Origin of the sequence: Roseibium sediminis, from assembly GCF_008711325.1 — a bacterium.
Classification (GTDB): Bacteria; Pseudomonadota; Alphaproteobacteria; order Rhizobiales; family Stappiaceae; genus Roseibium; species Roseibium sediminis.
Genome location: NZ_VXDB01000020.1, coordinates 21,208 through 43,485, shown reverse-complemented (window position 1 = coordinate 43,485; position 22,278 = coordinate 21,208). Strand labels below are relative to the sequence as shown.

The following is a 22,278-nucleotide window of genomic DNA, read 5'->3' as shown; positions in this document are numbered from 1 at the left end:
CAGGGAATAGGTTATTGAATATACTCAAAGAGAAGTGCTTCATCCGGTTCTGCTTTCTGATTTTCTTCTCCCTCTGGGCGATGGGTCCGAACATGGCAAGGGCGCAAGCCGACACAAGCTCCTCCCTGCCCGACAATTCCTATGCAAAGAACTATGGAGATGGATGGGAGTGCAATCGGGGCTACCGAAACGTCAACAGCGCCTGCGTTCTCATCGACATCCCCGAACATGCCTTCCTGAATGCTTCAGGCGATCGCTGGGAATGTGGCCGCGGCTACAGGCGGAAAGACGATGCCTGCCTGGAAATTCAACTGCCCGAGAACGGGTTCCTGTCTGACACCGGCAACAGGTATGGATGGAAATGCGACCGTGGATTTCAGGACGTTGGGGATGACTGTGTCGCCATTGATGTTCCCGAGAATGGCTATCTGGTTGGAACGGCCTATGGGCGTGGCTGGAGCTGCAACCGGGGCTTTCGCGCAAAGGACGACAAATGCGTGGAGGTCCGTGTCCCCGCCAACGCCTATTTCACTGAAGAAACCTATGACCCGGGCTGGAGATGCAATCGCGGATTTCGCGCAATCGAAGACGAATGCGTTGCGATAGACGTGCCGCAAAACGCCTATCTGACAGATTCGGCCTACGGAACTGGCTGGAAATGCGACCGCGGGTACAACGCGACCGAAAACGCCTGCACCGCTGTGGAAGTCCCCGACAATGCCCATCTGGACTACACCGGCAGCGATTGGGTGTGCGACAAGCCTTACAAAAAGGACCAGAACAGCTGCATTTTGTTCTGATCCCTTCCAAAGCATATCCCAAGGCTCTGCCTTGGGACCGCACCTGGTCCTCACGCGTTCCCTATACCAATCTCAAAAGGTACGAACCTGTCTGACCCAGTTTGATATTACCCGCCTGCCGACAGCAAGCCGGATCGCTCCAAAGGCCACGCGTCGCCAGTCACCGCCCCATCGCCGCAACCGGAACCACTCCGCCGATAATTTCGGCTTCGCCCTGATGAGCAATGCAGGCTACGACCCCAAAGGCCTCAAACGCTTCTTCGCCACCCTTGAGGACCTTGCGCCAGACAGCGAAACCGACAGCGAATGGCTCTCAATCCACCCGCTCAACAAGGACCGCATCGACCGCAGCGACGCTTTTATTGAAGAGAACAGGTATTGAGATTTCGGGACTTTTGTTGATGAGAAAATCTGTCGAATTTTTATTACAAGATATCCAACTTAGTAATCATACCAAGATTCATATTCGTGAGAGGTTCTCGAAGAACGACCACCCTTCGAAGTATTACACCCAGAACAAGTTAGTTGGAGGTTCGTGACACAGTTCATCCCTCCACGTGCCAGAGGAACAATGTGGTCATAATGAATTTTTGCCTTCTGACTAAATTGTCTCGTTAAATCTACCTTGCAAAGAACGCACCGTCCCTTATCTCGGTGAAATACCGCACTCTTTGCCCAAGTTGGGATCGATGCTCTTCGGAGAAAGCCTTTGTCATTAAATGCATCAGGAACGAAAGCCGAAGACGTATTTAAGACATAGTCACCCACAAGGCATCCAAAAGCAGTCAGCGTCCTGCGATTTGAAAACAAAACATGAAAAACCTGTTTGCAGATGTCTTCACAAACCCGATCAATAAGCTCGTTCTCCTGCAGTTTTTCCAAATACTCATATCCCTCATACACAGAAAACTCAGAGAAAGGGGGAGCCGGATAATCAAAATTATTAGATTTCAAAAGGTGATCAATCCAATATTTTCCCGGCTTTATGAGCGCTTGCTCTGCATCCTCAAAGATCACACTCGATATTACTTCCTCTATAAACATGTGGAAACAGGTCCATTTAGGAAATTTTCTAACTAAGTTAGATGAGGACATATCTCCGAAAACATCTTCGAGTTTTCGGAGATACGCCCGAGGAGATGTTGTTACGCTATCGACGATCTGGCAAATATAATAAAGATCAGTAGTCGACACTTCTTGCAATTGTGAGGCCATGATTGCTCTGCATGAAAATACGAAAGAAAAATGACATTGAAACATCTTTGGTGCGGACGACGGGAATCGAACCCGTATGACCGAAGTCGAGGGATTTTAAGTCCCTTGCGTCTACCAATTTCGCCACGTCCGCAATGGGCCCTTGCCTAGCCTCTGGAGGGGCGTTTCGCAAGAACCTTTGGCATGGGGCATGCACTTTCCTATGACTTTTCCAATGAGGCACTGGAAATCTGGCGGAGAGCTTTGTATCTCATAAGGGAACAGGGACAAACCGGATGTGCCACGCCCCCATCATGCTTTCAGGCAGGCCCCGTCCAGAACACCGGAACGCTAAGAAACAATGGTCTCCTACATCGATGCTGCCGAAGCCCCGCTGAAAAACACCGGACAGGTTCGCCTTTACGGCCCGGAGGATTTCGAGGGCATGATGAAGGCCGGCCAGCTGACGGCCAAATGCCTCGATCTGGTGGCCGACATGGTCAAGCCCGGCGTCACGACGAAGGAAATCGACGATTTCGTCTATGAATACGGCATGGACCACGGCGCGATCCCGGCAACGCTGAACTATCGCGGCTATACAAAATCGTCCTGCACCTCGATCAACCATGTGGTCTGTCACGGCATTCCCAATGACAAGCCGATGCGCGAGGGCGATATCGTCAACATCGACGTGACGCTGATCCTCGATGGCTGGCATGGCGATTCCAGCCGCATGTATCCGGTCGGCCAGATCAAGCGTGCCGCCGAACGCCTGATCGAGGTGACCTACGAATCCCTCATGCGCGGCATTGCGGCAGCCAAGCCCGGCAATACGACCGGCGACATCGGCGCGGCCATTCAGTCCTATGTGGAAGCCGAACGCTGCTCTGTCGTGCGCGATTTCTGCGGCCACGGCCTTGGCCTTTTGTTCCACGACACGCCAAACATCCTGCATTATGGCCGCCCCGGCGAAGGGGTTGAGCTGAAGCCGGGAATGATCTTCACCATTGAGCCGATGGTCAATCTGGGCCGCCCGCATGTGAAAGTGCTGAGCGATGGCTGGACTGCGGTGACACGCGACCGCTCGCTTTCCGCGCAGTTCGAGCATTCCATTGGCATTACGCCAGAGGGCTGCCAGATCTTCACCACCTCGCCGGGCGGGCTGCACATGCCCGGCTTCTCCCACACCCCTTAAGGAGTTCCATGGCAGGCCAGTTTCCCGGATTTGAAGAAACACCAGTAAAATCCAACGACCTGGCCGGTCACAGGGAACGATTGCGGGAAAGGTTTAGATTGACGGGCGAAACCGCCCTTCCCGACTATGAGCTGCTGGAACTGCTGCTGTTTTCCGCGCTGCCTCGCCGCGACACCAAGAAAGTCGCCAAGGAGCTGCTGGCGAGGTTCGGCACATTTTCCGGCGTGCTGGGTGCGCCGCGCGCCCGGCTGAAGGAAGTCAGCGGCATTGGCGATGTCGCCGTCGACACTCTGCATGCCGTCCATGCAGCCACGATCCGCGCCAACCGCGAGGACATCAAGGACCGCCCGCTGCTCGACAGCTGGTCGAAGGTGATCGCGCATGTGCAGAACGCCATGGGGCATCTGACCATCGAACAATTCCGCATCCTCTTTCTGGACAAGAAGAACGGCCTCATCGCTGACGAAGTCCAGCAACAGGGCACGGTGGACCACACGCCGGTCTATCCGCGCGAGGTGATCCGCCGGGCGCTGGAACTGCAATCAACCGCTCTTGTGCTGGTTCATAACCACCCTTCCGGCGACCCGACCCCTTCGCGTGCCGACATTCAGATGACCCGCCAGCTGATTGACATCGCCAAGCCGCTGGGCATCGAAATTCACGACCACATCATTGTTGCACGCGGTGCCCATGTCAGTTTTCGCGGTATGCAGCTTATTTGATAATATTCGATAGAAGAAAATTATGACGCTACGTAAGCTTTTGCTTCGACTTATGTTTTCGCTTCCTTAACCACTCTTGTCCGGCATTCCTTAATACGTTTGTGAGAAGGTTTCCTCGATTGACTTGAGGAAACTACACGTATGAAACCACAAACGGGGCGCTCCGGAGGCCAGATCGCAAACGCGATCATCCTGCCCATGTTTGCAGTCATAATCATCTCGCTGCTCAGCGTTTTCGGTCTGATGATCTGGTCATCGAACGTGACCGACAATTCGGCTGAACAGAGCGAGCGGCAATTGCTGTCCGGTGCGCTGGAACTGAAGCTTGAGCAAATGGCTAAGCAACAGATCGGCACTGTTGTGTGGGACAAGGCCTTCTACAAGACAGCAGGACCGTTTCTCGATCAGGCGTGGCTGGAGCAGAACCTGGCCATCTGGCAACTCCAGAACCACGGTTTCACCAAGACCGCCCTGATCGGCCGCGATATGGAACCGACCTTCAGTTATTCCTCGGACAATCATCACGACTGGCTGAACGATGACGTAAAGGACCAGACAAGAAGCGCGGTCGCCAAGGTTCGCGCCCGCTTCATCAATTCCTTCGTGCGCACGGGCTCCGGGCTCTACCGTTTCAGCCCGAACTACCGCATCAACGACAGGTCGATCTTCGAAACCTCGATCATCAGCATTGCCGGTCGCCCATACATGTTCAGCGCGTCCGCGATTGTGCCGGAAACGCAGATCATCACCGCGAACCGCAGGCCCCCCGTCGTTCTGGTCAATGTCCGCCCGATCAACAAGCTGGTATTGGACGTCTTCACCAAGATCTCCGGCCTGCGCGATATTTCGGTGGAACCTGCTCATGAAGAGCATGAACATACCGGCAGTTTCATTGCCTTGCGCGCACCGAACGGCAAAACGATTGGCGAACTGCACTGGACGCCGACCGAACCGGGTTCGGAGATGCTCAACCGCATTCTGCCGATCTTCGCCATTCTGGCGATTTCAATTCTCGGCCTGACGCTTGGTGTCGTTGATTTCACCCGCCAGGCAACGCGCCGCCTGTCCAAGAGTGAGAGCAACGCACGTCATGCAGCCTCCCACGATGCCTTGTCCGGACTGCCAAACCGCGAGAATTTCCGCACCCTCGTTTCTACTGCACTGGTGGACCGCAGCCCGGCAAGTTATGGTACGGCGGTGGTCTATATCGATCTTGATCGGTTCAAGGACATCAACGACACGCTTGGCCATGCTGCGGGCGATGAAGTGATCCGCACCGTGGCGAAGCGGGTGAGCGACGTGATTTCCTCCTCCGGCACGGTTTCCCGCATCAGCGGCGACGAATTTGCACTTCTCTTGCCCGAAGCACACGACAGGGAGTGGATCGAGCATATCCTGAAACAGGTGCAGGACAGCCTCGCCAAGCCGATCAAGATCGGCACCAATGCCCTGCATGTGGGCATGTCCATGGGCGTCGCCGTTGCCCCGCATGACGGAACACAGACCGGCGAACTGCTGCGAAAAGCGGACATTGCGCTTTATGAAGCCAAGTCTGAAGGGCGCGGGCGGTGGTCGTTCTTCAACCCGTCGATGGAAGACCACGTTCGCACCCGTGACCAGCTGTCGAGAGACCTTCGCAAGACGCTGGAAAACGACGAGTTGCAAATCGCCTATCAGCCCCAGTGCGAGGCGGTCAATCGCCGGATTGTCGCCATTGAGGCACTGGTTCGCTGGATACCGATCAACGGCACCCCGGTGCCACCATCCGTCTTCATCCCGATCGCTGAAGAAACCGGTTTGATCAACGAAATCGGGTTCTGGGTGCTTAATCGGGCTTGCAAGGACGCGATCAACTGGTCCGATGTCGTGGTCTCGGTGAATGTCTCGCCAAACCAGTTCAAGCATCCGCGTTTCGTAGAGCGCCTGATCGACACGCTGCAAAAGAACGACTTCCCGCCCAGCCGTCTCGAAATCGAGGTCACGGAATCCGTGTTCCTTGGCCGCGACAAGGTCAATCTGGACACGCTCACCCGGTTGAAGGAACTCGGCGTCAAAATTGCGCTGGACGATTTCGGGTCCGGTTACTCAAGCCTGAGTTACCTGCGCCGCTTCCCCTTCGACACGCTGAAGATCGATCGCGACTTCACCGGATCGATCCACGATGGCCGGGAAGCACGAGACATCCTGTCCATCATGATCCAGCTTGGTCATGTGCTGGGGATGACAATCGTTGCAGAAGGCATCGAGAACGAAGAGCAGTTCACATTCTTGCGCGGTCTCGGCTGTCACCGCATGCAGGGCTACCACATCGCAAGGCCGCTCGACGCAAAAGCGCTCACCAATTATCTGGAAGACTATGAGCTGCAGGCCGCCATGGATGACACCCCGTCCCTGCCTGCGCCCAAAAGGCAGTCAGCCTGAGCGCAGATCATGCCATAGGCATCAGCCCAAACGGCTAGAAAGCAGGTTTGATGCTTCATGAAACGTCGTGAACGGGCGCCGGTTGTCGGGTTTCAGGCGTCCTGCAAACGGCCCCTCAGATGACAGGACCAGCGACAAGCCGACCTGACCATAGGCAACCCGAACCATGTCCTGAAACCAGTGATCCTGCTGCGATAGGCGCTGCGTACTCAGCCGGTCATCTTCGAGCAGAAAGTCCGCGTGCCGCTGCAGGTTCTCCAGCAGAGCGTCGATGTTGTGGCCATCTTTTGCCGAAAGCTCGCACACAGGCACTTTCCAACCATCGTCCCGGCCGCGAAAGAGTGACAGAGCCCCGGCAACGTCGGCTGCAGCGCGACGGGCAACGGGCCCCATGTCCGATTTGGTGACGGCAACAACATCAGGCAATTCCATCACCCCTGCCTTCATGAACTGAAGGCTGTCGCCGGAACCGGGCTGGATGCACAGGACAACCGTGTCAGCCGCCTGAGCGAGATCGCTTTCGGATTGACCAATGCCAACGGATTCCACGATCACCCGGTCACACACAGCCCGAAGAACCGCAATGGCCGCCATGGCATGATCAGAGAGACCACCCAACCGGTCGCGTGCTGCCATGGAGCGCACGAACACGTCCATGTCGTCCGGGTCGGTCTGGAACCGGGTTCGGTCGCCAAGAAGCGCGCCGCCGGTAAAACGGGATGAGGGGTCAATGGCAAGAACGCAGACGCGCTCCCCGCGTTGCCGGAAGGCCCGGATCAAGGCATCGATCAGGGTCGACTTGCCAACGCCGGGCGGCCCGGTCAGTCCAAGAACATGCGCGCTTGCCGAGACCGCGGCATGATCGAGGAACACCGCCAGTTCCGGCGTTCCCCAGTCGGTTTCCAGTCGGGAAAGAACGCGCGACAGCACTCTCTTCCCGCCCGCACGAAGATCATCAAGGGATGGAAACTCACGAACCAAATGTCCCTCCCCTGATGCACTCACGATCATGCCGACGTATCGCTCAGCCCTTCGAGCGGCGAAGGGTTGCCTGTGCCGCCGCAAGACGGGCAATCGGGACGCGGAACGGCGAACAGGACACATAGTCCAGATCAACGCTTTCGCAGAAGTGGATCGATGACGGGTCACCGCCATGTTCACCACAAATGCCCAGTTTGATGTCCGGGCGGGTCGAACGACCGCGTTCCGCACCGATCTTGACCAGCTCGCCAACCCCATCCTGATCCAGCGACACAAACGGGTCCTGCTCGATCAGGCCCTTCTGCTGATAGGTTCCGAGGAACGACGCCGCATCATCGCGGGAAATGCCGAACGTGGTCTGGGTCAGATCGTTGGTACCGAAGGAGAAGAACTCGGCGGACTTGGCGATCTCCGCGCCTTGCAGGGCAGCACGCGGCAGTTCCACCATGGTTCCGACCTGATAGTCGATCTTCGTTCCCGTCTCGCTGGCAACGGCTTCTGCCATGGCCTCGATGCGGGCGCGCACCAGATCAAGTTCGCCCTTGAGACCAACCAGCGGCACCATGACTTCCGGAACAACCGGCGCTCCCGTCACCTTCGCAGCTTCAACAGCTGCCTCGAAGATGGCACGCGCCTGCATTTCGGCAATTTCCGGATAGGACACCAGCAGACGGCAGCCACGATGACCAAGCATCGGGTTGAATTCTTCCAGATCGAGCGCCCGTTCACGCAGCTTTGCCGCGTCAACGTTCATTGCCTTGGCAACATCTGCCAGTTCCTCATCCGTTTTCGGCAGGAACTCATGCAGCGGCGGGTCAAGAAGGCGGATCGTGACCGGAAGTCCCTTCATGATTTCAAAGATTTCAGTGAAATCCTTGCGCTGCATTGGCAGCAGTTTGGCGAGCGCCGCACGGCGGCCATCCTCGGTTTCGGCAAGGATCATCTCGCGCACGGCGACGATGCGCTCACCGTCAAAGAACATGTGCTCCGTACGGCACAGGCCGATGCCTTCGGCTCCGAACTCTCGGGCCACCCGTGCATCTGCAGGCGTTTCAGCGTTGGTGCGCACCTTCATGCGGCGCACGCCATCCGCCCAGCCCATCAAGGTGCCAAAGTCGCCCGACAAGGTCGGCTGCAGCATGGCAACCTGACCAGCCAGAACCTGACCTGTCGCACCATCAATGGTGATGATGTCGCCCTTGTTCAGAACACGGCCAGCGGCTGTCACAGTGCCATTGCGATAATCGATGCGCAGCATGCCCGCGCCCGAAACGCACGGCTTGCCCATGCCGCGCGCCACCACTGCCGCGTGGCTGGTCATGCCGCCGCGGCTTGTAAGAATGCCTTCGGCTGCATGCATGCCGTGAATATCTTCCGGGCTGGTTTCAACACGCACCAGAATGACCGGGCGACCGGCTGCCTTTGCCTCTTCGGCTTCATCGGACGTGAAGACGATGGCGCCGGAGGCTGCCCCCGGAGAAGCCGGAAGACCGGTCGCAACGATATCGCGCTTGGCCTTGGGGTCGATCGTGGGGTGCAGAAGCTGGTCAAGCGCGCCCGGCTCGACGCGGCCCACCGCCTCCTCCTGCGTGATCAGGCCTTCAGCTGCCATGTCCACGGCGATCTTGAGCGCCGCCTTTGCGGTCCGCTTGCCCGAGCGGGTCTGCAGCATCCAGAGCTTGCCCTGCTCGATGGTGAACTCCAGGTCCTGCATGTCGCGATAATGCGCTTCAAGCCTGTCGCAGTAGGTCTGGAACTCGGCAAAGGCTTCTGGCATCAGCGCTTCGAGAGACGCCTTGCTGGACCCTGCTTCCTTGCGGGCCTTTTCGGTAATGTCCTGCGGCGTCCGGATACCGGCAACGACGTCTTCGCCCTGCGCGTTTACAAGAAACTCGCCATAAAGCGCCTTTTCGCCGGTCGACGGATTACGGGTGAAGGCAACGCCGGTGGCGGATGTTTCGCCCATGTTGCCGAACACCATGGCCTGAACATTCACCGCCGTGCCCCAGTCACCCGGGATCTCGTGAAGGCGGCGATAGGTTTTCGCCCGTGGCGTTTCCCAGGATCCGAACACGGCGCCGATGGCGCCCCAAAGCTGCTCGTGCGGATCCTGCGGGAACGGTCTTTCCAGCTCGCGCTCGACGATTGCCTTGAATTCCTCGATGATCTTGATCCAGTCGTCCGCCGAAATCTCGGTATCAAGGGACAGTTCGTTCCGGTCCTTGTGATCTTCCAGAACTTCCTCGAACTCGTGATGGTCGACGCCCAGAACGACGTCGGCATACATCTGGATGAAGCGGCGGTAGCTGTCATAGGCAAAGCGCATGTCGCCGGAAGAAGCGCCAATGGCTTTCACTGTCTCGTCGTTGAGACCAAGGTTCAGGACCGTGTCCATCATGCCCGGCATGGAGACCCGCGCGCCAGAGCGAACCGAGACCAGAAGCGGGCTGACCGCATCGCCGAACTTGCGTCCGGTGGCCGCTCCCACCTTATCAAGAGCCTCTTCCACCTGCCCCTTCAGCTCGGTCGGATAGGCCTTGCCGTTCTCGTAATACCAGGTGCAGACCTCAGTGGTGATGGTGAAGCCGGGCGGAACCGGCAGTCCCAGGCTGCTCATCTCGGCCAGGTTGGCTCCCTTGCCACCCAACAGGTTCTTCATGTTTGCAGAACCTTCTGCAGAACCATTGCCGAAATTGAAGACCCACTTGGTCATCAGTACTCCCCCTTTGACGCCCGTTGATGGTAACGGCGAGCTGCAAATATTGCACTGCACATTCCTGCTATGGCAGGCCAGCAGCTGCAAGGCCTTTTTTCGTCGAATACCCTCTACATGACGAAATTGCGACAAGTCGCCCCAATGACCCAACTTGTCTGCCGGTGAGAGAGATCACGGCAAATTTGTTGATTTGTCACTGCAAAACTCGCCAGGTCCGCCTTCTGGAAACTTGCCGCAAGGCCTTAATGCAGCCATTGTCGGGCGAACATATAGCTTGCGAGTTTCCGATCCTTTTTGTGAGGTGCCATGACCGACACACCCAGCGCTTTCTTTCGCACCTGTCTCCCTGGCGGAAAATGGAGACAAGCCGCGTTGGCAAGTGTTGCGTTCATGGCCCTGTCCGCCCCTGCCCTTGCCGAGGCAAATCCCGGTGAACTGACCGCCGCAGAACAGTATCAGGGCACCCCGCCAGACCTGCCGATCACCTTGTCCGGCAGCTATCTTTCGGGCCGGATTGCAGACTTCAACAATGACTTTGCAGCTGCAGCCGCCTTCTTTCAGGAAGCGCTCAATGCCGACAGTTCCAATGATCAGTTGCTGGAGCGCACCTTCCGCCTGAAGCTCGCCAACGGAGAGCTGGTGGAAGCGATCCACTATGCTCAGGTGATAGCAGATCGCGGCAAGGACAACTTCCTCAGCAACCTGGTTCTGGGCAGCGAATCGTTGCTGGCCGGCGACTATGCGGAAGCTGAACGCCTCTATGGTCTGCCGGTTTCCGGACCACTGGCCGACCTTTCCACCGGAATTTCCCGCGGCTGGGCGCTTTACGGCACCGGCAAGGTCGAGGACGCCCTGAAGCAGATCAACGGCCTGACCGGCCCGGAGTGGTTCGAGCCCTTCAAGCGCTCGCACATGGCGATGATCGCCTTTGCCGCCGGGCAAAATGAGGCAGCGCTCGAACACATCAACGCCGCCTTCAAGGCAGACGGCGGCGCGATCCGCATCGTCAATGCCTATGCGCGCATTCTTGCGGCCAATGGCCAGAAGGACGAGGCGCTCAAGGTTCTGGACGAATACAACAAGCTGATGAACGGTCATCCGCTGCTGACCGACACGCGCGACAAGATCGCGGGCAATGCCCCGATCCCGCCGCTGATTGTCGATCCGGCGGAAGGAATTGCAGAAATCCTCTTTGGGATCGGTTCAGCGATCGGTCGCGATGGCGGGGAAGAACTGTCGATGGCGTATCTGCGCCTCGCCCTGCACCTTGATCCGAATGCCGAGTTCGCCGCTGTTGCCCTTGGCGGCATCTATGAGCGGCTTGAGCAGCCCGCAAAGGCGATTGAAGTTCTCAGCCTGGTTCCCGCGGACGGCACTTTGAAGCGCGATGCCGAGGTTCAGATCGGCCTGAACTACAATGCGCTGGAACAGCTCGATCAGGCCCGCGAACATCTGCGCGCCCTGATCAGCGAAGATCCGAAGGACGTCGAGGCGATCCTGACCCTCGGCAATGTCCTGCGTTCACACGAGAAATTCGAGGAAGCCGAGAAGGTCTATTCCGAAGGCATCGACGGGCTTGCGGAGGTAAAGCCGGAAGACTGGCTGCTGTTCTATTTCCGCGGCATCTGTCTGGAGCGCCAGAAGAAATGGGAAGCCTCGGAGGCCGATCTCAGAAAGGCTCTGGAACTGAACCCGGACCAGCCGCTGGTTCTGAACTATCTCGGCTATTCTCTGGTTGATCAGGGCCTGAAACTCGATGAAGCCCTCGGCATGATCCAGAAGGCTGTCGAGCTGCGCCCGAATGACGGCTACATCGTCGACAGTCTTGGCTGGGTCTACTACCGGCTTGGCCGCTTTGAAGAAGCCGTCAAGGAGCTGGAACGCGCCGTGCAGCTGCGCCCGGCAGACCCGGTGATCAACGACCATCTTGGTGATGCCTACTGGAAAGTCGGGCGTCGTCTGGAAGCCCGTTTCCAGTGGAACCATGCCCGCGATCTGGAGCCGACCGAGGAAGAGCTGCCCAAGATCCTGGACAAGATTGCCAACGGTCTGCCTGAAACACCGGCAACGGATGCAGCCAAGGCTGATAGCGACAAGAACGGCGGCTGATCCATTCCATGACTGCCCCTGAAAACAAGGCTCCGGCGACGCAGCTTGCCCGGGCCAAGGTCAATTTGAGCCTGCATGTCACCGGCCAGCGGGGCGATGGATATCATCTTCTGGACTCGCTTGTGGTCTTCCCCAAGATCGGCGACCGGCTGACAATGACCGCTGGATCTGCCGACGGGCTGGAAATCAAGGGCCCGTTTGGCGAAGGCCTTGCTTCGGACAGCGACAACAATCTGGTCCTCAAGGCGCGCAAGGCGCTGGAACAACGGACTGGACGGGAACTCGGCCCTCTGCATTTCACTCTTGAAAAGACCCTGCCCATCGCGTCAGGGATCGGTGGCGGTTCCTCCGATGCCGCTGCCGCTCTTCGCCTCATGAACGAAGAGCTGGCGCTTGGTCTTGAGGAACGTGAACTGGAAGAGATCGCCCTTCCCCTTGGAGCAGATGTTCCGGTCTGCCTTGCCTCTCGCCCAGCTCTCATGCGCGGCATCGGCGAGCAGCTTCAAGCTGCGCCGAACATGCCGGACTGCGGCATACTCCTCGTCAATCCGGGCCTTGCCGTTTCAACTCCTGCCGTCTTCAAGGCCTTGACGAACAAGACCAATTCGCCAATGCCGGAAGCTCCTCAGTCTTTTGCAGACCTTGAGGTCTTTTGCGCGTGGTTGCAGCAAACACGCAACGACCTTCAGGCCCCTGCCATCTCGATTTGCCCGGAAATTGGCGTTGTTCTCGACACTCTGGAAAAGCTGCCGGGTGTTGTATTTGCACGCATGTCCGGCTCCGGAGCGACTTGCCTTGCCTTGTGCGTAAAGGGACAAGAAACTGCCGCCGGTCTCAAGCTGAAGGCAGCCCGGCCAAACTGGTGGATCCAAGCCGGAACCCTGGCCTGACAGGAAGCAGCTAGCGCATCAGGTCGAAATGCCTGAACAGCCAATACTGAACGGCGCCAATAACCACGATCAGCCCGCACACGGCGCCAAAGGCCCATTTCACATCGGCGCCGGGTATTCCACCGACATTGATCCCTAACAGGCCGGTCAGCAGCCCAAGAGGCAGGAAGAAGGCGGTGGCTACGGCCAGAACCAGCATGCGGCGGTTCATGGTCTCCGATCGCTTGTCCAGAACCTGATCGTGCACGACCTGTGCCCTGTCCCGAATGGCATCAAGCTCTTCTCCAAGACGCGTGATCCGGTCGGCAGCCTCCCGGATCCGGCTGCGATCCCGATCCGTGAGCCAGCTCAGGCTTTCGATTTCCAGCGTCGTCAAGGCATCGCGCTGGGGGAACATGAAACGTCGAAGCACGATCGCCATGCGCCGAATGCGGGCCAGAGGACCGCGCGAAAGATCCACTGTTTCGTCCAGGACCGCTTCTTCCAGATCATCCAGCTGTTCATTCAAGGTGGCGATCAGCGGCTCCGCCCGGTCTGCCAGTCGCAACGCCAGTTTTGCCACCAGATCGCCCGGTGAATGGGGCGCGTTATGCCGGTTGGCATCATCCAGAAGGTCACGCACCGCCATGAGCGGTCTGCGCCAGATGCCAATCACGCCGCTTTGGTCGATCCACAGGCGAACGGAAACCATATCTTCCGGTTCAGCTCCCGGATTGAGGTTCACTCCGCGCAGGATCAGGATTACGCCGTCACCATGCACGGTACAGCGCGGGCGGGTTTCCTCGGCGAGCAGCGCTTCAAGAACAAGGCTGTCGATCCCCTGTCCCCGCAGCCATTCGATCGTTTCCGGATTGTCGCGATGAAGATGCACCCAGCGGAAAGCCGTTTCAGATCCCGATAATTGCTCTTCAGGCAATTCACCCGGAGCGCAATCATGGGACGTCCCACTTCCGTCGCACACAAGCGCGAACATGTCCGGATAAGGGGCATTGTTGGGTGGGACACTTGCCTGTTGGTTCATCAATGGACCGCCATTTTCCATGCCGCATCTGCGCAGCAGCCTGATGCATAGGATGACCTCGCCGGTCCGGCATTGAGCCGAGCGCGGCAGGAGTCACCCCACGTCGCCTTTCCGAAAAGGATATGCGAAGGCAATACCGGTGAGAAGGCCAGCGCAACGGCCTGAAAAACCGGTGGAAATGCGATCTGCTTCAGCTCACCCGGGCAATGCAGAAAGCAACCGCATCCGCCAGCGCGTCCCGGTAAGGGCCGTCGGGCAACTGGTCGAGTGCGCCAAGGGCATTCGCGCCGTAATCCCGCGCCCGCTGAACCGTGTCGGAAATCGCGTCATACTTCTTCATCAGGGCAATCGCCTGATCAAGGTCGCCGTCGCGAATGTCGTTTTCCTCAAGGCAGCGGCTCCAGAAGGCCCGCTCCTGATCGGTCCCGCGCTTGATCGAAAGAACCACCGGAAGCGTGATCTTGCCTTCGCGGAAATCGTCACCAACGTCCTTGCCAAGGTCAGCGCTTGATCCACCGTAATCCAGTGCATCGTCCACCATCTGGAAGGCAAAGCCGAGTTCCAGACCATAGGTGCGGGCAGCTGCCTTCATCGATGCATCCTGATCGGCAATGACCGGGCCAACCTCGGCTGCGGCAGCAAAAAGGGCTGCCGTCTTCGCCTCAATGACCTTCAGATACTGCTCTTCCGTCGTGGCGATGTTCTGGGCAGCCCCAAGCTGCATCACTTCGCCTTCTGCGATGATGGCCGACGCTTCAGAGAGAATGCGCAAGGCTTCCAGCGAGCCCACATCCACCATCATCTTGAAGGATTGACCGAGCAGGTAGTCGCCGACCAGAACACTGGCCTGATTGCCCCAGAGCTTGCGGGCCGCCAGCTTGCCGCGGCGCATGTCGCTTTCGTCCACCACATCGTCGTGCAGCAGCGTTGCGGTATGCATGAATTCCACGGAGGCAGCCAGAACCACATGCCCGTCGCCGCGATAGCCGAACATGTCGGCAAAGGCGAGTGTGAGCATCGGGCGCAAGCGCTTCCCGCCGGAGGAAATCAGGTGCCGTGCGATTTCAGGGATCAGTTCGACATTCGAGCCTGCCTTTGACAGGATCAGCTTGTTGACCTCTTCCATGCCGCCCGAGACGAGGTCGACCAGCGCCTCGATGCTCGGCTGTGGGGTCTTGGATTTTTTCACAGATGCGACTACCGCCACGAATGGCACTCCTTTGATCTAGTTGAGCGGACAATATGGCGCTCAAAGCGCTTGGGCAAGGGAGCAATTCATTGACAAACCGTTCATTTGACATCCTTCCCCTGCATCCGTGATTGAAAAATGCTGAAAGGTATGGTTTCGAAAGGCATGGAAGAACTTCTCCGCACAAATGACCCGGTCCTGATTTCCTTTTTGGAATCATTGCTGGATGAGGCCCGGATCGCGCATTTCATCGCAGACGGCAACATGAGTATCCTTGAGGGGTCACTTGCCATGATCCCGAGACGGGTGCTGGTGGACTCCGACCAGATCATCAAGGCGCGACGGATTGTCACCGATGCCGGTTTGGGCCACGAACTGCCCGCAGAGCGCCCAACGGGCGAATGAGGCGTGCCCATCGATGACAAACACCCTGTCCCCTGATCCGATTGTTGAAACCACACGGGATGCCTTTCTCGGGGGCAAGGTTCATGTCTACCAGCCAGCAAGCGGTCGCCACCGCGCAGGCCTCGATGCGGTCTATCTGGCCGCCGCCCTGCCCGATGACACGACAGGGCATGTGGTGGACATGGGGTCTGGCGTTGGAACCGCCGGCATGTGTGCAGCCACACGGCTCGAAAACATCACGGTCACGCTGGTCGATATCGACAAGGTCGCGCTCGACCTTGCCCGCCACGGACTTCAAGACCCTGAAAATGCAAGGTTCTCTTCACGTATAAATGTGCTGGAAGCCGACATTACGGCCAAGGGCACCGTGCGCCATGCCGCCGGTCTGACACCGGGCTTTGCCGATCATGTCATCATGAACCCGCCCTATTATGAGGCGGATCGTTTCCGCGCCTCCCCAAAAACCGACAAGGCCGGAGCCCATATGCTGGATGAACGGGGGCTGGAACCGTGGGCCAAGACGGCCACAGACATCGTGCGCGAGGGCGGCAGCCTGACGATGATTTTCCGCGCCGATGGACTTCGGGAAATACTGGACGTTCTCTCCAGCCGCTTCGGAGCCCTGGATATCGTGCCGCTTTATCCAAGGCCGGGAGCACCGGCAACGCGGGTGCTCCTGCGCGGCATTCGCGCCAGCAAGGCACCGCTCCAGCTCCTGCCCGGTTTTGTCCTGCATCAGGGCGAAGGGTCGAATTTCGTCGATGAAGCCCGCGCCGTCATGCGCGATGGCGCCGGGCTCGGCCTGAAGTCACGGCGATAACTTGCCGATCAGTGCAGCTGGATCTCACCCTTCGCGTAGCGATAATCCACGGGTTCAAGCAGATCCTGATGGGCAATCCGCACCGCGTGAATGCGTCCCTCGATCTCGCGCTCCCAGAATTTCAGAAACTTGTTCAGCTCCGGGAAATGCGGGGCCATGTCCTCGGTCTGCCACAGGAAACTCTGCAGCAGCTTGGGATGGTCCGGCATTCGATACAGTATTTCAGCCGTCAGCAGCCCATAGCCCAGAATACGACGGCGAAAATCAGAACTTACTTCCATGATCTCCTCACTTTCCTCCGGGTTGACCTAAAGGAAAAGTGTCAGGCCGATCTGGTTAATCAAGCATGAACAAAGCGGATTAATCGTTTGATTTGAATGAGTTGGCAGCAACCCAAATAGAGTGCTGCCAGACTGCAGGTCGCCGCAGGACGGAAGTCAGTTCACCTGTATGGAGGCAAGATAGCCGAGAAACGCATCGATTTCCTCAGGCTCGAATTCCACTTCCGGCATCTGGTCGTGACCGGCGACCAGTCCTTCAGCCAGACCTTCTTCGAGATGCTCAATGGGATAGCGCTTCGACAGATCGCGGAAGGCCGGGGCTTCGGCCATAGGGCTCGCACCGCTGGTGCCCGTTGCATGGCAAAGCCCGCACATGATCTCGGCAATTTCCTGGCCCTGGGTAAGGCTCGCCTGATCGCTCGGATATGGAGCAGCGGCAGGGGCCTGCTGTTGCTGCGCATAAAAGTAATACCCGCCAGCCAAGACAACGGCGACAACGCCCAGAATCGCGATTCTCATCCACCACTCCCCTTTGGCGGGTTTATACCGGTTTTGGGGTCTAATGGAAAACGATTAACAAAACCAATGAAAGGGAATGAAGCGGAATGCTCCAGTCCCGTTTGCCCCTGCACCAGATTTCACTGCGCGGCACCCGCAAAGGCAAAACCCTCGTCTTCCCAACCGGTGATGCCACCGATCATGATCTTGACCGGGCGACCGAGGCTGGCGAGGCGAACGGCCGCGCGGTCGGCACCATTGCAATGCGGACCGGCACAATAAACGACGAACAACGTGTCCATCGGCCACTCAGCCATCCGTTTCGCAGTCATGTCCCGATGGGGAAGATGAATTGCTCCCGGGATGTGACGCTTTGCAAACATCGCAGGCGCGCCAACAACGTGAAGCAACACGAAGTCAACATCGCCGGACTCACAGGCTGCGTGAACATCTGCACAATCCGTTTCCAGAGACAGTCTTGCCGAAAAATGAGCAAGGGCGACTTCCGAAGACGCGGCTGGGTGGTCGGTGACATAACTCATTGGGGATCTCCCGGTTGGCTTTGAACTGAGCTAACCCTAGCCAGATGGAATTCTTGCGTCCGCTGGCATGAATGACATATATCATCAACATCATGCCAAAGATTGCCTCCTCCCATCCGGCCAATCGCAAGGTCGTCTCGCTCGCCTATGACGGGCTGTGCCTGTTCGAATTTGGCATTGGCTATGAAATCTTCGGCCTGCCACGACCGGAAATGGGGAACACCTGGTACAGCTATGGCGTTGCTGCCAGCGACGAAGGGACGATGCGGACCTCGGCCGGCCTGACTTTTCAGGCCGACGGCGGGCTTGAGCTGTTGCACTCCGCCGGCACCATCCTGCTTCCGGGCTGGCGCGGTCTGGATGCACCTGTTCCCCGGTCTCTGCTGGAGGCACTAGTGCAAGCGCATGAACGTGGCAGCCGGTTCCTGACCATCTGCTCCGGGGTCTTTCTTTTAGCCGAGGCGGGTCTGCTTCGCGGCCTCAATGTTACGACCCACTGGCGCTACGAGGACCAACTGCGCCAGCGATATCCGGGCGTCAATGTGGTTCCGAACGTGCTCTATACCGATAATGGCCAGATCCTGACGTCTGCTGGCAGCGCTGCCGGGATCGACCTTTGCCTGCATCTGGTCCGCAAGGATTTTGGCCCGAAAGCTGCCAATAGCGTGGCACGGCGATTGGTCGTGCCGCCACACCGCGAAGGCGGGCAGGCCCAGTTCATCGACAAGGCAGTCTCCCCCGTTCACGAAGCCGGCCGGCTTGGACCCCTTTTTGATTATCTGCAGGAAAACCTCTCAAAAGACCATCCGATTGACGCTCTGGCGGAACGTGTCGGCATGAGTCGCCGCACGTTCCTGCGCCGGTTCGAGGATGCGACCGGAAGCGCGCCCGCCCGCTGGTTGACACTTCAGCGCCTGCAAAAGGCAAAGGACCTGCTGGAAGAAACGTCCCTGCCCCTTGAGGATCTGGCACACCGGACCGGCTTTGGCACAGCCGCAACCTTGCGCCATCACTTCCAGAAGCAACTGGGAACCAGCCCGGCAGCTTATCGTGCGAAGTTCAGACGGGTAGTCGCCTGAAAACATGGCCGAAGGTCCAGTGGCACGCGGCATCCGGAATCGGGCAGACTGACAAGCCGGAGCGGTGCCTTTCCTCTCCCCGCTTCTGCCTATATTGGTAGAAGAAACGAGCCGCATCACCATTCGCCCATCAGGTTTCAGGAGTTCCCATGACCGCACAGCCCCTTCCCGGCACGATCGAAGAAACGCTCGCGCTGCTGGAAAGCGCCGGATACGTGGCTGACCGGGCTCTTGCGACCGTGCTGCACCTGTCGCTCAGGATGAAACGCCCGCTGTTTCTGGAAGGGGAAGCCGGTGTCGGCAAGACCGAGATCGCCAAGGTCCTCTCCGAGACGCTGGGTCGCGACCTGATCCGCCTGCAATGCTATGAAGGACTGGATGTAAGCTCCGCCGTCTACGAGTGGAACTATGCCGCGCAAATGGTGGAAATCCGGGTTTCGGAAGCAGCCGGAAACACCGATCACGGCGACCTCTCCAGATCGATCTTCGATGAGCGCTTCCTCATCAAGCGCCCGGTCCTGCAGGCATTGGAACCCTCGCCGAAGGGACCGCCTGTCTTCCTGATCGATGAGCTCGACCGCGCCGATGAAGCCTTTGAAGCCTTTCTTCTGGAAGTTCTGGCCGACAGCCAGGTGACGATCCCGGAGCTTGGCACCGTAAAGGCGGATGAGCCGCCCATCGTGATCATCACCACCAACCGCACCCGCGAAATCCATGACGCCCTGAAACGCCGCTGCCTCTATCACTGGGTGGATTATCCAAGCGCCGAGCGGGAGCTGGAAATCGTGCGCAAGAAGGTACCCGGCGCACCGGAACGCCTTGCCGCCGAAGTCGTCGCCTTTGTGCAGAAACTGCGCACCGAGGAAGATCTCTTCAAACAGCCGGGTGTCGCCGAAACGCTCGATTGGGCGACGGCCCTCAGCGAACTCAACGAGATTGCCCTTGATCCGGATATGGCCTCCGACACGCTCGGCGTTCTCTTGAAGTATCAGGACGATATCGAGCGGGTGCGCGGTTCAAAGGTGCGCCAGATGGTCGACGACATTCGCAAGGACACGGCCCGCGCCCAGACGGCCATTGGCTCCGCAGGCCGATAGATGAGCCCGGCAGCCGCATCCCTGTCGGCTTCCGACAGCCGGATTGTCGACAATATCGTCTATTTTGCCCGCACCCTGCGCAAAGCGGGTCTGCCCGCAGGCCCCTCCACCGTGGTCGACGCCGTGCGCGCGGTCGAGGTATCCGGCATTCGCAACCGTGAGGACCTTTACTGGACACTCCATTCGGTCTTCGTGCGCAAGCGCGAGCACCGCGTGCTCTTTGATGAAGCCTTCAACATCTATTGGCAAAGCCGCGGCCTGATTGAAAAAATGCTGGCAATCCTGTCTCCTGTCGCCCCACCGCGCGGCGAACCGGAAAAGCCAAAGGCAGGCCAAACCCGCATTTCGCAAGCCTTCCAGTCCGTGCAGGAGCGCCAGAGCGAGCAGACCAAGCCGCAGGTGGAAGTGGATGCCACCTTCACCGTTTCCGGCAAGGAACTTCTGCAGGCCAAGGACTTTGCGCAGATGACCGTGGAAGAGGTGGCCGAGGCGAAGATCGCGCTTCGCAATCTCACCCTGCCGATGGACAAGATCAGGCAGCGCCGCCTCGCTCCCTCAACACGCGGCAAGATCGATCCCCGCAGAACCTTGCGCGCTTCGCTGCGTGCGGGCGGCGATATCATCGACCTGAAATTCCGAAAACCCATCGAGAAGCGCCCGCCCATTGTGGCGCTGTGCGACATTTCCGGCTCCATGAGCCAATACACCCGCCTGCTGCTGCACTTCATGCATGGCGTGATGGCCGAGCGGCGTGACGTTCACACGTTCCTGTTTGGAACACGGCTGACCAATGTCACCCGTCAGTTGCGCATGAAAGACCCGGACGAAGCCCTGATGGCCTGCAGTTCCGGCGTTGAAGACTGGTCCGGCGGCACCCGCATTGCCACCGCCCTGCACGAGTTCAACCGCGTCTGGTCGCGGCGGGTTCTCTCCGGCAATCCGACCGTTTTGCTCATCACCGACGGTCTGGAACGGGACACGGACGAGGACCTGGAGCGGGAAATGGATCGCCTCCACCGCTCCTGCCGCCGTCTCATCTGGCTCAACCCGCTGCTGCGGTTTGACGGTTTTGAGGCAAAGGCCAAGGGCATCCGCGCCATGCTGCCCCATGTAGACGAATTCCGCGCCGCCCACTCTCTCAACGCCATCGAAGACCTTGTTGCCGCACTCGGGGCAAAGTCAGGCAAGACGCTGGCGGCCGATCCAAAGAAGTGGTTGGAAGCGAACTAACGAAGTTTTGGTGGAGACACCAACAGAAACTCAAATCTCGACTTTAGAGCCCGACGGATACTCTCAAATAACTTGGTTCAGGATGCATTACGGGCAAATCCAGCAGCGGGTGCGCCTTCGGTTTCGGCGATTTTTGCAAAAATCTCGGAGGCTGCGGCTTCCGGGGATGCGGTGTTTTGAACCGTGCACCCAAGAAATCGTAGATTGCGTTCGACTTCACGGTAAGTCTGTATCGTTAAGTCTCCTAATGGTTCTCGGCCTTCGCGAGTGGCGACTCTTTCGATGACGACTTCAATAGGTGCCCAGATCGTGAAGAGGTAGATCGGGGTATCCGGAGGAAGCCATCGGCAAAATCTCGAGATCTTTTCTGCAGCATCAAAGACATAATCGAAAATTATTCGCGGTGCTCCCATTCTTAGATATGCCGATGTCAAAGACGCTCCGGCGCGGTAGGTTGAGCCGGGGCCGAGGTATTGACCAACATCGAGTGGCGCAAACCATCGAATGGCATCGCCCGAAATATTAATCGTCCCCGGGAGCATTTCTGCCAGCTTGAATGAAATAGTGGTTTTTCCCACCCCTGCAGGACCATTGATGATTACGACATGTGACAATTCAAATTTCCATCCAATAGCGGGATAATCTGTATCATGCTGGGGGAGCTTCACGCCAAGACAAGGCGGTAAACCAGATCAATACCTAGATTGTCTCATTTGATTGAGTTGTTGCAACTGCGACCTGTTAAGTCGGGGGAGTATTTGTTCCTCTACCACTGACATCGCAGCACCTAAACAATGCACCGACCCCATTCGCTCAACGCCATCGAAGACCTCTTTGCCGCACTCGGCACAAAATCCGGCAAGACAATTGCCACCGATCCGAAGACGTGGCTGGAAGCATCGACCTCTTGTAAGTGAAAAACACCTGCCCCGGTGCTTTGGGGGTACACCGGGGATCAGGCACATGGCAGGTGATGATAAGGAGGAGCCATCACCGCGGACTGTCGGGCAAACGGCATCTGGAGTTGCCTGCCCAAGTCGCAATCAGAGTACTTTCATCATGACGCAAGTAAATGCGACATCCGGTCC

The 22,278-nt window shown here is 58.1% G+C and carries 22 protein-coding genes and 1 tRNA gene; 13 read left to right on the top strand and 10 right to left on the bottom strand.

All coding sequences use genetic code 11. From position 1 onward, the window contains the following. Nucleotides 1-14 precede the first annotated feature (14 nt). Together F0155_RS17950 and F0155_RS17945 are read left to right on the top strand one after the other, a co-directional pair. A complete protein-coding gene (locus F0155_RS17950) occupies nucleotides 15-800 on the top strand; it encodes a hypothetical protein (protein ID WP_150525930.1) in 786 nt (261 codons plus the stop codon). A 31-nt stretch (nucleotides 801-831) separates the two neighbouring features. Beyond that, nucleotides 832-1,182, top strand: a complete 351-nt coding sequence (locus tag F0155_RS17945) for a M48 family metalloprotease (protein WP_161599834.1) — start codon at nucleotides 832-834, stop codon at nucleotides 1,180-1,182. Between the two features lie 59 nt (nucleotides 1,183-1,241). On the opposite strand, the gene F0155_RS17940 is transcribed toward F0155_RS17945, so the two are convergent. Both F0155_RS17940 and F0155_RS17935 read right to left on the bottom strand, forming a co-directional pair. Continuing rightward, a complete protein-coding gene (locus F0155_RS17940) occupies nucleotides 1,242-2,015 on the bottom strand; it encodes an HNH endonuclease (protein ID WP_161599833.1) in 774 nt (257 codons plus the stop codon). A 48-nt stretch (nucleotides 2,016-2,063) separates the two neighbouring features. Continuing rightward, nucleotides 2,064-2,148: transfer RNA gene (locus F0155_RS17935), tRNA-Leu, on the bottom strand. Nucleotides 2,149-2,355: 207 nt separating this feature from the next. Here F0155_RS17935 and map point away from each other — a divergent pair. The 3 genes from map (at nucleotide 2,356) to F0155_RS17920 (ending at nucleotide 6,332) form a co-directional block, all read left to right on the top strand. Further along, entirely contained in the window at nucleotides 2,356-3,189 is an 834-nt protein-coding gene (gene map, locus F0155_RS17930) for a type I methionyl aminopeptidase (protein ID WP_150525927.1), read from the top strand. An 8-nt stretch (nucleotides 3,190-3,197) separates the two neighbouring features. Beyond that, nucleotides 3,198-3,911 (top strand): RadC family protein, encoded by a 714-nt coding sequence (gene radC / locus F0155_RS17925; RefSeq protein WP_150525926.1) that lies wholly within the window; start codon nucleotides 3,198-3,200, stop codon nucleotides 3,909-3,911. Nucleotides 3,912-4,052: 141 nt separating this feature from the next. After that, nucleotides 4,053-6,332 carry a bifunctional diguanylate cyclase/phosphodiesterase gene (locus F0155_RS17920; protein ID WP_150525925.1) on the top strand — a complete coding sequence of 760 codons (2,280 nt, stop codon included), beginning with the start codon at nucleotides 4,053-4,055 and terminating at the stop codon, nucleotides 6,330-6,332. Nucleotides 6,333-6,353: 21 nt separating this feature from the next. Here the strand turns inward: F0155_RS17920 and F0155_RS17915 are convergent, their stop codons facing one another. Together F0155_RS17915 and ppdK are read right to left on the bottom strand one after the other, a co-directional pair. Further along, nucleotides 6,354-7,313 carry an ArgK/MeaB family GTPase gene (locus F0155_RS17915; protein WP_208999350.1) on the bottom strand — a complete coding sequence of 320 codons (960 nt, stop codon included), beginning with the start codon at nucleotides 7,311-7,313 and terminating at the stop codon, nucleotides 6,354-6,356. Between the two features lie 43 nt (nucleotides 7,314-7,356). After that, the gene (gene ppdK / locus F0155_RS17910) at nucleotides 7,357-10,026 is read right to left on the bottom strand and encodes a pyruvate, phosphate dikinase (RefSeq protein ID WP_150525923.1); all 2,670 of its coding nucleotides are present in this window, start codon (nucleotides 10,024-10,026) and stop codon (nucleotides 7,357-7,359) included. Between the two features lie 309 nt (nucleotides 10,027-10,335). Between ppdK and F0155_RS17905 the strand changes: the two genes are divergently transcribed. Both F0155_RS17905 and F0155_RS17900 read left to right on the top strand, forming a co-directional pair. After that, nucleotides 10,336-12,138, top strand: a complete 1,803-nt coding sequence (locus tag F0155_RS17905) for a tetratricopeptide repeat protein (RefSeq protein WP_150525922.1) — start codon at nucleotides 10,336-10,338, stop codon at nucleotides 12,136-12,138. 8 nt (nucleotides 12,139-12,146) lie between these two features. Further along, on the top strand, nucleotides 12,147-13,028 hold the full coding sequence (locus F0155_RS17900; RefSeq protein ID WP_150525921.1) for a 4-(cytidine 5'-diphospho)-2-C-methyl-D-erythritol kinase: 882 nt from the start codon (nucleotides 12,147-12,149) through the stop codon (nucleotides 13,026-13,028). Between the two features lie 10 nt (nucleotides 13,029-13,038). On the opposite strand, the gene F0155_RS17895 is transcribed toward F0155_RS17900, so the two are convergent. Both F0155_RS17895 and F0155_RS17890 read right to left on the bottom strand, forming a co-directional pair. Then, nucleotides 13,039-14,049, bottom strand: a complete 1,011-nt coding sequence (locus F0155_RS17895; protein WP_208999349.1) for a zinc transporter ZntB — start codon at nucleotides 14,047-14,049, stop codon at nucleotides 13,039-13,041. Nucleotides 14,050-14,239: 190 nt separating this feature from the next. Further along, a complete protein-coding gene (locus F0155_RS17890; RefSeq protein ID WP_204934524.1) occupies nucleotides 14,240-15,256 on the bottom strand; it encodes a polyprenyl synthetase family protein in 1,017 nt (338 codons plus the stop codon). A gap of 147 nt (nucleotides 15,257-15,403) precedes the next feature. On the opposite strand from F0155_RS17890, the gene F0155_RS17885 reads away from it, so the two are divergent. Continuing rightward, nucleotides 15,404-15,643, top strand: a complete 240-nt coding sequence (locus F0155_RS17885) for a putative signal transducing protein (protein WP_150525920.1) — start codon at nucleotides 15,404-15,406, stop codon at nucleotides 15,641-15,643. Nucleotides 15,644-15,656: 13 nt separating this feature from the next. Continuing rightward, on the top strand, nucleotides 15,657-16,463 hold the full coding sequence (locus tag F0155_RS17880) for a tRNA1(Val) (adenine(37)-N6)-methyltransferase (RefSeq protein ID WP_150525919.1): 807 nt from the start codon (nucleotides 15,657-15,659) through the stop codon (nucleotides 16,461-16,463). A gap of 8 nt (nucleotides 16,464-16,471) precedes the next feature. On the opposite strand, the gene F0155_RS17875 is transcribed toward F0155_RS17880, so the two are convergent. The 3 genes from F0155_RS17875 to F0155_RS17865 form a co-directional block, all read right to left on the bottom strand. After that, nucleotides 16,472-16,744, bottom strand: a complete 273-nt coding sequence (locus F0155_RS17875; protein ID WP_150525918.1) for an usg protein — start codon at nucleotides 16,742-16,744, stop codon at nucleotides 16,472-16,474. A 156-nt stretch (nucleotides 16,745-16,900) separates the two neighbouring features. Then, nucleotides 16,901-17,263, bottom strand: a complete 363-nt coding sequence (locus F0155_RS17870; protein ID WP_150525917.1) for a cytochrome c — start codon at nucleotides 17,261-17,263, stop codon at nucleotides 16,901-16,903. A 119-nt stretch (nucleotides 17,264-17,382) separates the two neighbouring features. Then, the gene (locus F0155_RS17865) at nucleotides 17,383-17,784 is read right to left on the bottom strand and encodes a rhodanese-like domain-containing protein (protein ID WP_150525916.1); all 402 of its coding nucleotides are present in this window, start codon (nucleotides 17,782-17,784) and stop codon (nucleotides 17,383-17,385) included. A 71-nt stretch (nucleotides 17,785-17,855) separates the two neighbouring features. Here F0155_RS17865 and ftrA point away from each other — a divergent pair, with 71 nt between their 5' ends. From ftrA to F0155_RS17850, 3 genes are all read left to right on the top strand, one after another. Beyond that, entirely contained in the window at nucleotides 17,856-18,863 is a 1,008-nt protein-coding gene (ftrA, locus tag F0155_RS17860; RefSeq protein WP_192913839.1) for a transcriptional regulator FtrA, read from the top strand. A 149-nt stretch (nucleotides 18,864-19,012) separates the two neighbouring features. Beyond that, nucleotides 19,013-19,960 carry an AAA family ATPase gene (locus F0155_RS17855; protein ID WP_150525915.1) on the top strand — a complete coding sequence of 316 codons (948 nt, stop codon included), beginning with the start codon at nucleotides 19,013-19,015 and terminating at the stop codon, nucleotides 19,958-19,960. Then, nucleotides 19,961-21,190, top strand: a complete 1,230-nt coding sequence (locus tag F0155_RS17850; protein ID WP_150525914.1) for a vWA domain-containing protein — start codon at nucleotides 19,961-19,963, stop codon at nucleotides 21,188-21,190. A 77-nt stretch (nucleotides 21,191-21,267) separates the two neighbouring features. Here F0155_RS17850 and F0155_RS17845 read toward each other — a convergent pair whose 3' ends face one another. Next, on the bottom strand, nucleotides 21,268-21,804 hold the full coding sequence (locus tag F0155_RS17845; RefSeq protein WP_161599832.1) for a P-loop nucleotide/nucleoside kinase family protein: 537 nt from the start codon (nucleotides 21,802-21,804) through the stop codon (nucleotides 21,268-21,270). A 180-nt stretch (nucleotides 21,805-21,984) separates the two neighbouring features. Here F0155_RS17845 and F0155_RS24055 point away from each other — a divergent pair, with 180 nt between their 5' ends. Next, entirely contained in the window at nucleotides 21,985-22,107 is a 123-nt protein-coding gene (locus tag F0155_RS24055; RefSeq protein ID WP_280177010.1) for a hypothetical protein, read from the top strand. Nucleotides 22,108-22,278 lie beyond the last annotated feature (171 nt).

Excerpts from the sequence above, each read along its gene's own strand:
- F0155_RS17880 (WP_150525919.1), top strand. The coding sequence starts at position 15,657 with ATGACAAACACCCTGTCCCCTGATCCGATTGTTGAAACCACACGGGAT.
- F0155_RS17895 (WP_208999349.1), bottom strand. The coding sequence starts at position 14,049 with ATGAACCAACAGGCAAGTGTCCCACCCAACAATGCCCCTTATCCGGAC.
- F0155_RS17875 (WP_150525918.1), bottom strand. The coding sequence starts at position 16,744 with ATGGAAGTAAGTTCTGATTTTCGCCGTCGTATTCTGGGCTATGGGCTG.
- F0155_RS24055 (WP_280177010.1), top strand. The coding sequence starts at position 21,985 with ATGCACCGACCCCATTCGCTCAACGCCATCGAAGACCTCTTTGCCGCA.
- F0155_RS17850 (WP_150525914.1), top strand. The coding sequence starts at position 19,961 with ATGAGCCCGGCAGCCGCATCCCTGTCGGCTTCCGACAGCCGGATTGTC.
- ppdK (WP_150525923.1), bottom strand. The coding sequence starts at position 10,026 with ATGACCAAGTGGGTCTTCAATTTCGGCAATGGTTCTGCAGAAGGTTCT.
- radC (WP_150525926.1), top strand. The coding sequence starts at position 3,198 with ATGGCAGGCCAGTTTCCCGGATTTGAAGAAACACCAGTAAAATCCAAC.
- F0155_RS17870 (WP_150525917.1), bottom strand. The coding sequence starts at position 17,263 with ATGAGAATCGCGATTCTGGGCGTTGTCGCCGTTGTCTTGGCTGGCGGG.
- F0155_RS17885 (WP_150525920.1), top strand. The coding sequence starts at position 15,404 with ATGGAAGAACTTCTCCGCACAAATGACCCGGTCCTGATTTCCTTTTTG.
- map (WP_150525927.1), top strand. The coding sequence starts at position 2,356 with ATGGTCTCCTACATCGATGCTGCCGAAGCCCCGCTGAAAAACACCGGA.
- F0155_RS17920 (WP_150525925.1), top strand. The coding sequence starts at position 4,053 with ATGAAACCACAAACGGGGCGCTCCGGAGGCCAGATCGCAAACGCGATC.
- F0155_RS17940 (WP_161599833.1), bottom strand. The coding sequence starts at position 2,015 with ATGGCCTCACAATTGCAAGAAGTGTCGACTACTGATCTTTATTATATT.
- F0155_RS17900 (WP_150525921.1), top strand. The coding sequence starts at position 12,147 with ATGACTGCCCCTGAAAACAAGGCTCCGGCGACGCAGCTTGCCCGGGCC.
- F0155_RS17855 (WP_150525915.1), top strand. The coding sequence starts at position 19,013 with ATGACCGCACAGCCCCTTCCCGGCACGATCGAAGAAACGCTCGCGCTG.
- F0155_RS17905 (WP_150525922.1), top strand. The coding sequence starts at position 10,336 with ATGACCGACACACCCAGCGCTTTCTTTCGCACCTGTCTCCCTGGCGGA.
- F0155_RS17865 (WP_150525916.1), bottom strand. The coding sequence starts at position 17,784 with ATGAGTTATGTCACCGACCACCCAGCCGCGTCTTCGGAAGTCGCCCTT.
- ftrA (WP_192913839.1), top strand. The coding sequence starts at position 17,856 with ATGACATATATCATCAACATCATGCCAAAGATTGCCTCCTCCCATCCG.